The organism is Sphingobium sp. CFD-2, from assembly GCF_024611135.1.
In the GTDB taxonomy this organism is placed as follows: domain Bacteria; phylum Pseudomonadota; class Alphaproteobacteria; order Sphingomonadales; family Sphingomonadaceae; genus Sphingobium; species Sphingobium fuliginis.
Genome location: NZ_CP084407.1, coordinates 322,988 through 336,704 on the forward strand (window position 1 = coordinate 322,988; position 13,717 = coordinate 336,704).

10 protein-coding genes are annotated in these 13,717 nt (G+C 62.8%); 4 read left to right on the forward strand and 6 right to left on the reverse strand.

The genetic code is table 11. From position 1 onward, the window contains the following. Positions 1 to 12: 12 nt before the first annotated feature. Positions 13 to 459 carry a hypothetical protein gene (locus LDB29_RS26970; RefSeq protein ID WP_257558238.1) on the forward strand — a complete coding sequence of 149 codons (447 nt, stop codon included), beginning with the start codon at positions 13 to 15 and terminating at the stop codon, positions 457 to 459. 32 nt (positions 460 to 491) lie between these two features. On the opposite strand, the gene LDB29_RS26975 is transcribed toward LDB29_RS26970, so the two are convergent. Continuing rightward, entirely contained in the window at positions 492 to 2,516 is a 2,025-nt protein-coding gene (locus LDB29_RS26975) for a lytic transglycosylase domain-containing protein (RefSeq protein ID WP_257558240.1), read from the reverse strand. A 130-nt stretch (positions 2,517 to 2,646) separates the two neighbouring features. Beyond that, positions 2,647 to 3,447: a helix-turn-helix domain-containing protein gene (locus LDB29_RS26980; protein ID WP_257558242.1), complete on the reverse strand. Its 801-nt coding sequence runs from the start codon at positions 3,445 to 3,447 to the stop codon at positions 2,647 to 2,649. Between the two features lie 100 nt (positions 3,448 to 3,547). Between LDB29_RS26980 and LDB29_RS26985 the strand changes: the two genes are divergently transcribed. After that, complete coding sequence (locus tag LDB29_RS26985; RefSeq protein ID WP_257558243.1) at positions 3,548 to 4,747, forward strand: MFS transporter; 1,200 nt, start codon at positions 3,548 to 3,550, stop codon at positions 4,745 to 4,747. 236 nt (positions 4,748 to 4,983) lie between these two features. Here LDB29_RS26985 and LDB29_RS26990 read toward each other — a convergent pair whose 3' ends face one another. Continuing rightward, a complete protein-coding gene (locus LDB29_RS26990) occupies positions 4,984 to 5,691 on the reverse strand; it encodes a YoaK family protein (protein ID WP_257558245.1) in 708 nt (235 codons plus the stop codon). 392 nt (positions 5,692 to 6,083) lie between these two features. Here LDB29_RS26990 and glmM point away from each other — a divergent pair, with 392 nt between their 5' ends. Beyond that, positions 6,084 to 7,424 (forward strand): phosphoglucosamine mutase, encoded by a 1,341-nt coding sequence (gene glmM / locus LDB29_RS26995; RefSeq protein ID WP_257558247.1) that lies wholly within the window; start codon positions 6,084 to 6,086, stop codon positions 7,422 to 7,424. A 374-nt stretch (positions 7,425 to 7,798) separates the two neighbouring features. On the opposite strand, the gene LDB29_RS27000 is transcribed toward glmM, so the two are convergent. Then, complete coding sequence (locus LDB29_RS27000) at positions 7,799 to 7,942, reverse strand: hypothetical protein (protein ID WP_257558249.1); 144 nt, start codon at positions 7,940 to 7,942, stop codon at positions 7,799 to 7,801. Between the two features lie 35 nt (positions 7,943 to 7,977). Between LDB29_RS27000 and LDB29_RS27005 the strand changes: the two genes are divergently transcribed. Continuing rightward, positions 7,978 to 8,643 carry a PIG-L deacetylase family protein gene (locus tag LDB29_RS27005; protein ID WP_257558250.1) on the forward strand — a complete coding sequence of 222 codons (666 nt, stop codon included), beginning with the start codon at positions 7,978 to 7,980 and terminating at the stop codon, positions 8,641 to 8,643. A 402-nt stretch (positions 8,644 to 9,045) separates the two neighbouring features. Here the strand turns inward: LDB29_RS27005 and LDB29_RS27010 are convergent, their stop codons facing one another. Both LDB29_RS27010 and LDB29_RS27015 read right to left on the reverse strand, forming a co-directional pair. Beyond that, on the reverse strand, positions 9,046 to 11,316 hold the full coding sequence (locus tag LDB29_RS27010; protein WP_257558251.1) for a bifunctional diguanylate cyclase/phosphodiesterase: 2,271 nt from the start codon (positions 11,314 to 11,316) through the stop codon (positions 9,046 to 9,048). Positions 11,317 to 11,682: 366 nt separating this feature from the next. Further along, complete coding sequence (locus tag LDB29_RS27015; protein WP_257558252.1) at positions 11,683 to 13,578, reverse strand: PAS domain-containing sensor histidine kinase; 1,896 nt, start codon at positions 13,576 to 13,578, stop codon at positions 11,683 to 11,685. Between the last annotated feature and the right edge of the window lie 139 nt (positions 13,579 to 13,717).

Here is a 13,717-nt window from a genome sequence, read left to right on the forward strand (position 1 = left end):
ATGCGCTCATTCATGCTGCTTGGACTGGCGGCACTCATAGCCTGCGATGCGAGAGATAACAGGATCGCACCATCCGATAATGGCCCCGGACATGAAGACGAGGCCTCGTCCCTCCTGTCCGACGAGCGCGCACCGGCCGCTCCGGATGCACCAGCGACAGGCGACATCGCGATGCCAGCATTCGCCCCGCAATATCCTGGCTCCACGATCACGGCGGTGAACAGCTCAGCTGCCGGACGGAACCTGCATGAAGTGAGGCTGGAAACGCAGGACGATGCCGCACGCATCATGGACTTTTACCGGGACAAGTTCTCGGCAGGAGGTTTGAGGAAGACTTCGGATTTCCAGTCCGGGGGCACCGGTGTCCTGTCTGCCGCGGCCAAAAACAGAAAGGCCTCGATCGCCATAGTGAAAGAGGGAACGAAAAATTCGATCGTCCTTACCTATTCCGGCGACTGATCTGAAATCCGGCACAGGTGCCCGATCGTCGTTCACCCAGCGCTTTTCTTGCCCAGATAGCGGGACAACGGCGTTTTCGATCCAGCGAAGCGAGCATGTTTGGGATTCATCATTTCATAGATGACCGCATTTTCGAGCACGCGCTGCACATAATTCCTCGTTTCGTAAATGGGGATCTGTTCAATCCATCGCAGCATGTCGGAGCCTGGCGTCCTGGGGTCGCCATTGGCGCGGATCCAGCGGTTCACATTGCCGGGTCCCGCATTATAGGCCGCCACCGCCAATGGATAGCTGCCGCCATAATAGGATAGCATTCGCTGAAAATAGGATGAGCCCAGCATGATATTGTAATTGGGGTCATCGAGCGATCCGGCGCTGTAGCGCATGCCGAGCTTTCCGGCCTGCTCACGCGCGGTACCGGGCATCAACTGCATCAGCCCCCGCGCCCCTGCCCGGCTGACGATCTTCCTGTCGAACTGGCTTTCCTGCCGGGCGATGGCGTGCACGATGGTCCAGTTATATTGCGCCCCTGAAGGCACGGGCACGCGAGGAAAGGCGCTTGTTCCATATCCGGAGAGGCCTCTCGACACCGCGCGCCGGCCAACCATCACCCCAAGGTCGGGCCGCCCGATGCTTCTCGCCAGTTCAACGGCCAGATAGTGATCGGCCTCGCTCTCGGCACCATTGGCGATGGCACGAGCAAATTTGCTCTGATCCTCCCAGTAGCCCATTTCCCCGAGCGCCTTGACAGCGCGCACGACGGACCGGTTGGCAAAGGCCCTGCGCTGCGCGCCCGATATTCTGGGCGGTCGATCGCCGATCGCGGGCGGGGGAATCGGGCGGCCAAGACGCTCAAGCGCGAGTTGACCGTAAAACTGGCCGGGAAACTCGGCGGCCTGCGCGAAATAACCGTTGGCCCTCGCCTCCTCACCAGCCTGGAGCGCCGCGCGGCCCGCCCAGTAGAAGCCCTTGGACCGGGTCTGCGGCGACTTGGCCGCCGTCGCGTACCGGCGGAACATCTCCATCGCTTCCCGGGACTTTCCCAGATTGTAGAAAGCGGTAGACCCGGCGAGCCAGGCCAGGCTGGTATAATCGTCCCTCTCGCCGATCGGACGGCTGCTGACATCCGTCCCAGGCGCATAGGCATCGTCCAGCCTGCTCGCGATCCCATAGGCAAAGCTCCACTGGCTGTCCCTGGCGGCGCCGCGCGCATGGGTCAGCAGCGTCTCGAACCATTTCTCAGCGTTGCCAGGCGGCAAGACCAGGACCGGACGATTGGCGAGATATTGCCTCGCCGCAATCGGGTTGCCGTTATGGAGCAGCCATGTCGCCTTGTCCGCGACATAGCCAGCATCGCCAGCCCCCGCAGATTGGGCCAGCTGCATCCTTCGTGACGCGTCCGCCGCCTTGCGGCGCAAGGCAAGGCGGGCTTCATAAACGGTGCGGCGCGAAGGCGACACATAGGCCAGCATTCTCTGCGCCCCCGCAAGGTCATTGGCCCAGAGCAGCGTGTCGGCTCGCTGGTCATGCTCGACGCTGGTCCAGCCCGATCCAAACAGGGAGAGAAGCCGCGCCTCATCACCGGCCGCCAGCGAGCCGCCCAGCCACGCGCTCCGCGCGGCCACCCGCGCCTCGTTCATCCGTCCGCCCTGCATCAGCGCCATCGCATGGCGGGCATGACCCACCGGCGTGCGGGCCGGAAAGCGCGAGAAGAAGGCGACGACCTGACGAGGATCGTAGCTGTTGGGGTTGATACCGGTCTCCGCGAGACGCCGCATCCGGCTCTCACCAGGCCAGCCGGGATTGGCCATGATGAAGCTGGCATAGGCGGAGAAACCCAGGGCATCGCTTCGCTGAAGCACGCGCCATCGGCTGATCGTGGCGGCAATATCCGCATCTTTTGCCGCGCCGACACTCTTCTTCGCGCGTTGCCAGGGACTCTGCTCCACTGGCAGCGGCTGAACGACCGCGCCTTGTGGATTGGTCGGCGGGGCCGGAAGATCGGCCGCAACCTTCGCGACGAGGGTCAGGAGAAGGAAAGTGATGGGAGGAGCCATTATTCAGGATCTTCGACAGGAGGCCGCATCGGAAAAAGTCTATGGAAATCAGGAGCGATATCCGCACGGCCCTCCAGGCGTTATTATGGCTTTCCTATGCCCGCGCGCATCCGTTCAGTCGGAAAGCGGCTCAGGCGCGCAGCCCAGGTTCGGCGCTCCCTGTTCCCGTGGGTCTGTAACGGCTTGGCGGAACGCCCAACTTGCGCTTGAACATCGTCGTGAAGGCCGCCGCGCTGTCATAGCCGAGGTCAAAGGCTATGCTGGTGACCGGCTCCCCCGCGGCGAGGCGCGGCAGTGCAACGAGGATGCAGGCCTGCTGGCGCCATGCGCCAAAGCTGAGCCCTGTCTCCCGGCGGAAGGCGCGCGTGAAGGCCCGGCGGCCCATCCCCAGTTCCCTGCTCCACTGCTCGATAGTGGCATGGGTCGTGGGCCGTTCCAGAAAGGCCTGGCATCGGACGGCTATCTCCGCCGTCCTGGGAAAGGGCACCTCGAGCGGCACCACAGGCGCCGCCGCCAGTTCAGCCAGGAGCAACGCCATCAGCTTGCCGTCCCGCCCTTCCACATCATATTCGGCAGGGACATGGCTCGCCTCCTCGAGCAGGCACCGCAACAATGGCGAAACCTGTATGACCTTGTTCCGGTCTCCCAGCGACCCCTCGGCATCGGCCTCGATCAACACGCTGCGAGTGCTGACCGCCCCCACCATCCGTACCGAGTGAGGACAGCCGCCCGGGGTCCAGATCGCGCGTTCGGGCGGAGCAACCCAGGCTCCCTGGGGCGTACTGACCACCACCACGCCACGGGCGGCGTAAAGGAGCTGCCCGCGCCGATGTTCGTGCCAGTCGAGTTCAAAGGCACGAGGATATTCATTGCCGATCCCCACGATCGGCCTGTCGACCTGTTCCACCAGCGCGGGATCGCTCCAGGGCATGACCTGTCCCATATGCAAAAGTAAATGGCCCATATGGGAATGCGGGCGTCGAGCGGAAAGGGCTATGGGCGGTGCTCGACATCAAACCGGAAACTTGCAGATGAACGCCCCCCGCTCCAGTGACGCGCCTTCAGGTGAAACCACAGTTTTCAGCGTCATCGCCGCCATCAGTGCCTGCCACCTCATCAACGACATGCTGCAGTCATTGCTGCCGGCCATCTACCCGCACCTGAAGTCGGAGCTGGGCCTCTCCTTCAGCCAGATCGGGATCGTGACACTCGTTTATCAGATGACCGCATCGATCCTTCAGCCCTTGATCGGCCTTTATGCCGACAGGCGGCCGACGCCGCTCGCCCTTCCGGCAGGAACTCTGTTCTCACTGGCGGGCCTGCTGGTCCTCTCCACCGCCCACAGCTATGGCCTGCTCCTCGCCGGCGCGTCCCTGTTGGGCATGGGCTCGTCGGTTTTTCATCCAGAATCCTCCCGGGTGGCCCGGATGGCCGCGGGGCGAAGGCATGGCCTCGCCCAATCGATGTTCCAGGTCGGGGGCAATGCCGGCTCCGCGCTCGGGCCGCTCGCGGCCGCCATGGTGGTCATGCGCTGGGGCCAGACGAGCCTCGCATTCTTCGCGCTGCTGGCGCTGCTTGCCTGCGCGATCCTCTGGAATGTCGGTCAATGGTATCGCCATCATGGCATTGCACGCCTGTCGGGCGTCAGGGGCGCAAGAAGGGCCGTACCGACCCTCCCGCGCCGCAAGGTCCTGGGCGGCATTGCCGTGCTGCTGGCCTTGATCTTCTCCAAATATGTCTATCTCGCCAGCCTCACCAGCTATTTTACCTTCTACCTGATCCAGCGCTTCGGCGTTTCGGTCGAAGTCGCGCAGATGCATCTTTTCGTGTTTCTCGGCGCAGTCGCGGTCGGCACGATTGCGGGCGGCCCGCTGGGCGACCGCTTCGGCCGAAAATATGTGATATGGTTCTCGATCCTTGGCGCGCTGCCCTTCACGCTGATGCTCCCTCATGCCAGCCTGTTCTGGACAGGACCGCTGACCGTCCTGATCGGCCTCATTCTCGCGTCCGCATTCCCCGCAATCGTGGTGTTCGCGCAGGATCTCGTCCCCGGCAAGATCGGCATGATCTCCGGCCTGTTTTTCGGCTTTTCCTTTGGCATGGGCGGCGTGGGCGCAGCGGTGCTGGGCGAAGTCGCCGATCGGTCGGGTATCGATACGGTCTATTCGATCTGCGCTTTCCTGCCCGCCATCGGCCTGCTCGCGATATTATTGCCCAATCCCAGGCGGTGAGCGGCCTGACGCCTATCCATCAAAACGAGGTCGGAGCGCACTCGCCTTCCTTGCTGCGCGCCTTTCTGGCCGCCTGGCCGCGTGCGCCCCATCTGCCTGGAAACGCGCCGGCGGGCGGGACGCTCCAGGGCCAGGGACGGCGCGGGAAATGTCCCGCCGTGCGCGCATCAGGGAAGCGCGCTGCATGGACGGCGCACATCCTGTCGAGCGATAAAATGGTAAAAAAGGCCTGTGTGTCACGCCAGCGGGGCGCGAAAGGCACGAACGCTCACCGGTCCGACCTTGGCCGCGCAGATGGCCAGCAACCCTGCTGCACAGGCCGCGATCCTGATGGCCCATTCGCCCACCCGCGCGAGCGACAGAGCGCCAAGGACAGCACCAGCCGTCAGCGACACCCACAGCAGCAGATAAGGAATCCAGGTCCACCGGTTGCCACCCATCAATGCGGCCGCCAGATGCTGACCGATCTTCACCAGCGTGCCTGTCATATAGGTCAGTCCGATCGAGACCTCGCCATTACGCTGGAACACGGCATTCTCCGCTCCCATGGCCACCGCCAAGGCCAGCGCGGCCGCACGGGCGCCCAGGCTCTCGTCGAGCACAGCCGCGCCCAGGAGCACAACGGTGACGAGGGCAAGAACGGCCGCCTTTCTGTTACGACCCGCGAGCGCTGCAGCAAGCGTGCCAAGCACCACCCCTCCGACAAATGCGAAGAGGAGGCATGCTGCAAGGGCGACAGCTCCATGGTCGGTGGCGACCCCCACCGCAAGACGCGTCGAATTGCCGCTCATGAAGGAGACGAAGAAGCCGCCGAGCTTTATGAATCCAATCGCGTCGACATAGCCTGCAAGCCCGGCAAGGCCCGCGGCCATCCCCAATAGCGCTTCTCGTACCCGATCACCGGCGATCCCTTTCGCTCCCGGGATATGGCCGATCTGGGGCATTCGCCTCAAGCCGCATTCTTTATCGTGCTGGGCAGGAGCACCGATCCGGAAAGCTGTTAACGCTTATCGCGCAAGAGCCCTGCGCCGATGCGGTGCATCGGCAACCGGCAGGATCGCAGCACGGCAATGAGAGCGGAAGCGCAGCATCGCCAGGCGCCTGTCCTCCTCATGAAGCAATCGGCCTGCCCTGCCGTTGCCCCCTGCAAGCAATGCGGAGCGACCTTCCTGCACATTTTCTGTCTCGCTCCATATCATAATCTTGGCGATTGCACTGCCATGAGACCGTCAATGTCCCTTGGATACTATCTTTTGTAAGCACGCGCAGGTCCGATCCTGTGGAAAGTCGAGCAAAGCCTGCTAATGCATGATGTGAATGAAGCAGGGGACAGATGATGAGCAGGAATTTTTTCGGAACCGACGGCATCCGGGGCCGGACCAACCAGTGGCCCATGACCGCCGAGCTGGCGATGAAGGTCGGCATGGCGGCGGGCAAGCATTTCCAGCGCGGCAGCCATCGCCATCGCGTGGTGATCGGCAAGGATACGCGCCTGTCGGGCTACATGGTCGAAAATGCGCTGGTCGCTGGGTTCACGGCGGTCGGGATGGACGTGGTCCAGCTGGGACCGATCCCCACGCCTGCCGTCGCGCTCCTCGCCCATTCGATGCGCGCGGATCTGGGCGTGATGATTTCCGCCAGTCACAATCCCTATTTCGACAACGGCATCAAGCTGTTCGGCCCCAATGGCTACAAGCTGTCTGACGAGGACGAACTGAAGATCGAGGCCATGCTGGACCAGGAGATCGCGCTGGCGGCATCGCGCGATATCGGCCGGGCCCGCCGCGTGGAAGACGCCCGGGGCCGCTATATCCACGCGGTCAAGTCCAGTTTCCCGGCCGACCTCAGGCTCGACAGCCTCAAGGTCGTGATCGATTGCGCCAATGGGGCTGCCTATCAGGTCACGCCGTCAGCCTTCTGGGAACTGGGGGCGCAGGTGGTGGCCATCGGCATCGCGCCCACCGGCACCAATATCAACGACCATTGCGGGTCGACCGCGCCCCAGCTGTTGCAGGAAACGGTGGTCGCCTCGGGCGCCGATATCGGCATCGCGCTCGACGGTGACGCGGACCGGCTGATCGTCGTGGACGAGAAGGGCAAGATCGTCGATGGCGATCAGATCATGGCTCTGATCGCCGGCAATTTTGCCCGGGCGGGCACGCTGCGCGGCGGTGGACTGGTGGCGACGGTCATGTCGAACCTTGGACTCGAACGGTTCCTGGCCTCGCAGCATATCCGGCTCGAGCGCACCAAGGTGGGCGACCGCTACGTGCTCGAACGCATGCGCGAGGGCGGCTTTAACGTGGGCGGCGAGCAGTCGGGACACATGATCCTCTCCGACTATGCGACCACGGGGGATGGCACTGTCGCGGCGCTTCAGGTGCTCGCGGCACTGGTGCGCTCGGGCAAGCCCGCAAGCGAGGTGCTCCACCAGTTCGATCCCGTGCCGCAGCTTCTGAAGAATGTCCGCTTCTCGGGCGGCAAGCCCCTCGAACATGAGGACGTGAAGCGGACGATCATCCAGGCCGAGGCGGAACTCACTGGCTCGGGCCGCCTCGTCATCCGTCCTTCCGGCACCGAACCTGTCATCCGCGTCATGGCCGAGGGCGACCGCGAGGATCAGGTGAGGGATGTCGTCGAGCGCATCTGCGAGGCTGTGGCAAGAGTGGCAGCCTAGAGCGAGGGAGCATGCGCCGCGCCGCCACGAGCGCCATACCGCCGGCGACCGGCAAGAATCATTCCGATGTTTTCGGATGCCCGGGGGAGCCGGTGGCGGCTCTCGCGATAGCCCGGCGCGACCTCACGACCTTCGCGACAAACCGGCGTCCCTGGAAATGGACCCCAGCGATATGAAACACCTCCATCTGCCCCACATGGGCAGAATGCACATGCGGCCGCATCGGAGGCCAAGCATTGGCCGCTTGCCTGAGATCGAAAGGCAGGCGGCGACCGCCGCGGCGGCCTGATCCCTTGCCCCACGTCCACGCCACCTTCCAAGGATTGAGAAAGCATTCACGAATAATCGTGCATTGCGCAAACTGTTTCATGCCGTTAACGCGTCGTTGATGAATCGATCACCTGCCCGGTTGTGCGATAAGCCAATCCAAGCCGCTGTTTTAGCATGCTTTTGCGGTACCAACCAAGGCCGGCAGCTTCACCGAACGCGTTAACAATATGGCGCTGCCGAATTTTCATGAAGGACTCCTGTGCAACTCTCAGGCAAGCGAGTAATGGTCCTCAGCCCCCATGCGGATGATGCAGAACTGGGCGCGGGCGGTTATATCGGACGTGTCACAGCGCAAGGCGGCGAGGTGATGGTCGTGCTGGCGACTGCGGGAGCCTCTAACCATATCGAGACTGGCGCAAGCGCCCTTGCCGATCAAAGGATCGCAGAATTCCAGGCCGCCATGAGGGTGCTGGGCGTGCAGCAGCAGCATATATTGACACAGGGACTGGACGGAGAACTTCACGCTTTCCCTCGCTCCAGCTTTGTGAAGCTCCTCGATGACCTGCAAGCCGAGTTCGAGCCAGACGAGATTCTTCTGCCACTGCCCTCCTCACATCAGGATCACACCTATTGCTGGGAGACCGGCATCGCCATGACCCGGCCCAAATCGCCAAAGCTGCTTCCATCTCTGGTGGCAGGCTACGAATATCCCTTGTCCGGCTGGGGCCCTGGCGCTGCCTTCAACAACTGCAAGGGGGGCCTCTATGTGGACATTACAGCATCCTGGGAGTTGAAGCTCGCCGCGCTACGGCAACATGCCTCCCAGTTGGGAAACCGGGCCGGCCTGGTCAGCATCGAGGCAGTCGAGGCGCTGGCGCACTGGCGAGGCCTGGAAGCAGGCTATCGCCGCGCGGAGCTTTTCCACATCGTCCGGCAACGTTGGGATTAAGGCCGTTTCAAGGCAGACAGGTCATCGGCAGACTTCGACCATGACAACAAATGATGAACAAAAGCCTGGTCGAGCCAGGAAGGCGCCGGCCATGATCGCGCGCCCGACCCCGAACGAGCGAAACCGTCCGGCATAGGGGGCATGCGCAAAATGACCCGGCCTGGGGGAGGCCGGGTCAGGCAAGAAGGAAACTGACAAGATTCCCTTCAGGACGCGCCCAAGCCTTTGCACAGCACAGGAACCGGTCCTATCCGGGTTTTTCCCGGATCATCTGCGAGGGGGCTGCCCCCGCCAAGGCAAGTTCCATAGGGGAAGAATGCCGTAAACGCCCGTTTCATATCCCTCGCCATGACCCGGTCGTTGAGGCGTGGGAGCAGGAGACCTGCCTCCCTCATGCGATCGCTACGCCGGCACCGGTCGCAGGTCCAGGCTCCCGGAGAGCAAGGCTGTTGGCACATCGGCCGCGGCAATGGCCGGCGAATAGAGGAAGCCCTGCCCCACATCGCACCCCGCGTTACGCAAATAGAGCTCCTGCGCGCGGGTCTCGATACCCTCGGCCACGGTTTCAAGACCCAGCGCTCGCCCCATGCCGATGATTGCCGACGCGATGGCCTCGCCATTCCTTCCGTGCCCGATCTGGCTCACGAACGAGCGATCGACCTTGAGGATGTCGACAGGAAACCGGTTGAGATGGGATAAGGAGCCATGTCCCGTGCCAAAATCGTCCAGCGCGATCCGGATACCGCCGTCGCTCAGGCGCTGAAGAGCATCCTGTACCTGGTCGGAACCGCGCCCCAGGAAGACCTGCTCGGTCACCTCGATCTGGAGGCAGCGCGTCGGAAGTTTTCTTGATCCCAGACTGGTCCGGATCATTTCAGCCAGGGCCGGGCGGCGCAGGTCGATGCCGCTCACGTTAAGCGCGACATGGCCAAATGCCACCCCTGCCGCCGCCCAGCTTTCGACATCATCCAAAATCCGCGCCAGCATGCGATGGCTCAGCGATGCCCCCATCGCCGGATCCTCGAAAGCCGCCATGAGCGCATCGGGACCACGCAGCGCGCCGTCATGATCGCTCCAGCGCAGCAGGGCCTCGAAGCCCACGATCCGCCCATCGTGCAGCGACACCTTGGGCTGATAGTAAGGCACGATGGCATCGCGCTGCAGCGCATCGCGCGCCAAGGCGATCATGGCTCGCGGTTTGTCGGCCTCCGCCATCATCGCCGGCGCAAACATCCTGATCTGTCCCCGGCCTCCGGACTTGGCGGCGTACAGCGCCAGATCCGCGGCTTTGAGAATATCCAGTCGCGTGGTTCCATCGCACGGAATGAGGCTCGCCCCAATGCTCACGCCGCATTCCACCAGGCGGCCGCGGTGGTGCACCGGCGCCTCCAGTTGCGCATAGATGCGCCGCGCCAGCTCCATGACGTCCGCTTCGCTCTCGATGGTGATGACGAGCGTGAATTCGTCGCCACCCGTCCTTGCCACAAGATCGCCGCTGCCCACCGCCGCATGCAGCCGCTTGGCCACCGTGCATAAAAGCGCATCGCCGCAATCATGCCCGAAGCTGTCGTTGATCGCCTTGAAATTGTCGACATCGATGATCAACAGGGCAGCGCCGGCCGAAGACCCGGCAGCAGCCAGGACCTGGTCAAGATGGTCCTGGAGGACGGTGCGGTTCGGCAGCCGGGTCAGCGCATCGTGGCGCGCCATCCAGAGAGCCTTCTCCTCCGACTTCTTCTGACGCGTGATATCCCGCGCGACCACGATGACGCCGCTCAGCGCATCGATGGTCGAATTGATGGCAAGGTCGAGCCAGATAGTCTTGCCGCTCTCGTCGTCCAACCCGATGACAAGGCTGGCAGGACCGGACCGCGCCGCCTCGAGCGCGCGCAGGGCCTGCGTCCGGTCGGCGACCGGAAGCATGGAGACCCATGGCGCGCCAAGCGCAATCTCGTCGCCAAGCAGCTTCTTGCCCGGCGGATTGCAAAAGACGAGCCGATGGTCCTCGTCGAGGAGGAAGGTCGGATCGGGACTGGATTGCAATATGGTGCGGTTCAGCGACTGGCTGCGCTCAAGCTCGCTCAACGCCACCATGCGCGACACCAGCATCTTGTGGAGATTGAAGGAGGCCATGAAGATGGTCAGCAGAAAGACCGGGAGCTGAAAGCTGATGACAATCATGACAGGTTCGGGCGAAAGCAGCCCGGCGACCGCGCACGGAGCCACGGTGGCGCAGACCATCAGGGTGGCCAGGCGAGGCGTCCCGAAGTTCCTCAGGCAGATGCCGCAGATCATGGCGGCCGCAGACAGGCATGCGATAGCGGCCAGAACCCAGTCGGCGCTGAGAAGGCAGAGGAATGTGCCAGCGCCCACCGAAGCAGACCAGACAAGGGCAAGCAGCGCGGCCAGATAGCGGGGCGGCGCCTGCCCTTTCCTGATCGCCATTCGTCCCTGGAAGATGACACCAAAGCGCAGGGCGCCCAGCACGAGTTCAAAAAGGAGCCAACCGAAAAAAGGCGGTGTGGGATGGCGTCCATATGCGATCGCGGCGACCAGCGTCGTGTTGAGTACGCCGCCCAGGAAAATGGGCAGTGAGGTGAACAGACCGTTCCTCAGCTCCGTCGCGATCGGATGCGGGGGTTCAAGTGGCGAATGCAGCAGCCAGCCCGCCATCTGTCCCAATTTCCAACCCGCTCTACGCATTGCCGCCTGACCCGATCAACCCTCCCGGCCAGGCCGGGGGAAATCGCTAACGTTCCGCACATCATTCCCAAGACTGTCGCGAGGTGAATTGTCAAGCAGAGGACGCGATTGCTTGCGGTTTCTTGAGAACGCTCCAGGAAAATCGAGATGAACGAATGGACAGGGCTGAGGATTTCATCAAATGGGCTTAACTGCCTCTCCCCTTCCCGGCAGGGCATGGGGTCGTGATGCGCAAGCCTCGGCCGCCGCCAGGGGGCGAGCAGGCGGGGCCATGGGCTGTCTTGCGGTGCCCCGGCAAGCCCATCGCTCTGGTCCGGCCATGCGAACCAAGCGCTCTCAGCCGGCTACCAGCCGGTTGATGCTCGAGGCAAGCGTCTGGAGCTTGTAGGGCTTGCGCAGGATGGGAAATTCCCGCTGGTCCTCCGGGATGAACTGCTTGCTGCTGTAGCCGCTGGCAAGGAGAACAGGCAGGCCATAGAGGCGCTTGACCTCCTGTGCGAGCTCGATGCCTGTGCGGCCAGGCATCTGAATGTCGGAGAAAACCAGATCCACCCGATGACTCTCAAGCATTTCGAGGGCGTCCTCTCCGTTGGGCGCCTCAAGAACGTCGCATTCAAGATCCTCGAGCAACTCGCGGGCGAAATAGCGAACATGGTCGCTATCCTCAACCAGAAGGACCCTCAGGCCCTTCGCCACCGCAAGATCGCCCTGATCGCTCGTTAGAACCTGCGGCATCTTATGCGTGCGGGGAAGGCATATCTCCAACGCCGTGCCTTCGCCCATCGTCGAGCGGATTGCAACGGAGCCGCCCGACTGCAGCGCAAAGCCATGGATCTGCGAGAGGCCAAGCCCTGTTCCCTTGCCGATCGGCTTGGTGGTGAAAAAGGGTTCAAAGACGCGTTCCACCTTCTCGGGCGGAATGCCCGAGCCTGTGTCCCTGATCGTAAGACGCACCATTTCCTCCAGCGCCCCATCCAGATTCTCGGCCGAGATCGTGATTTCGCCCCCTTCCGGCATCGCATCCCGGGCGTTGAGAACGGCATTGAGGACCGCTGTTTCCAATCCCGTCGGATCGATCTCGACGGGCCAAAGAGCCGAAGCCAGCTCGAGTGACAGGCGATATCGGCTGCCAAGCGTGCGCTGCAGCATCTCGCCAAGCGCATCGAGGCGGACGCTCAGATCGACAACCTCGGGCTCGAGAGGCTGGCGACGGGCAAAAGCGAGAAGCTGCGAGGTAAGGCTGGTAGCGCGCTCGGATGTCTCCAGCACGGTGCTAAGATAGTGGTTGCGCTTCTCCTCGGGCAGGTCGGGCCGCCTCAAGAGCAGGTCGGCAGTACCCCGCACGACGGTCATGAGATTGTTGAAATCATGAGCGATGCCACCGGCCAGCTCTCCGAGCGCCTGCAGCTTCTGGGACTGCAGCAGCGCTTCCTGGGTCTGCCGGAGTTCATCCTCGCGCCTCTTCCTTTCGGTCGCGTCCCGGGTGATCTTGGCATAGCCCACAGGCTCACCGGCATCGCTGAAGATCGGCCCGATGACGACATGGGCCCAAAAGAGGGTTCCATCCTTTCGCACGCGCCATGCCTCAGCCTCGAACTTGCCGTTCTCCAGCGCCTCCTTCAACGCTGCTTGCGGAGCGCCGCGCGCACGGTCCTCGGGCGTATAGAAACATGAAAAATGCCGGCCGACTATCTCCTGCGCCTCGTAGCCCTTGATGGCTTTGGCGCCCGCATTCCAGTTCGTAACCAGGCCATCGGGATCGAGCATGTAGATGGCATATTCGCGCACGCCCTCCACCAGCATCCGGAACTGCAGTTCGCTTTCCAGAAGCGTGCGCTCGCGGCGCTTGGAGGCCGTGACATCCCGTGTGATCATGGCAAATCCGACGAGATCCCCATCCTTGTTCCAGACAGGGTCGATCACCACCTGGGCAAGAAAGCTCGTTCCGTCCTTGCGGCGCTTGCGGCCTTCGGCTTTGAAGCGTTGCTCGCGCGCGGCCTCAAGCGCGCGCTGTGAAAGCCTGGCATCGCGCTCTTCCGGCGAGAAGAGCGCGTCTAGATGCTGTCCTATGATTTCTTCGGCTGCATATCCTGTCAGCCGCGCCGCACCTGGATTCCATGTCTGGATATATCCGCGGGCATCCAGGGTGCAAATCGCCAGCTCCTCGCTCGAGTCAAGCGGCAGTTCGAGCCTTTCGTTCGATCCGGGCCGTTCGAAGGTGGCATCAGCCATTATTGATCCTCGCAATTCGACTTTGCATCCCCCTGAAAATCATTGAAAGCAAATCGCTCACAGATCAAGCCGCCTGCGGTTTTCCCGGACGCGTGCCGATGGTCGGGCAAGACCGTAAAAGGATGAACATCCGCGCGGC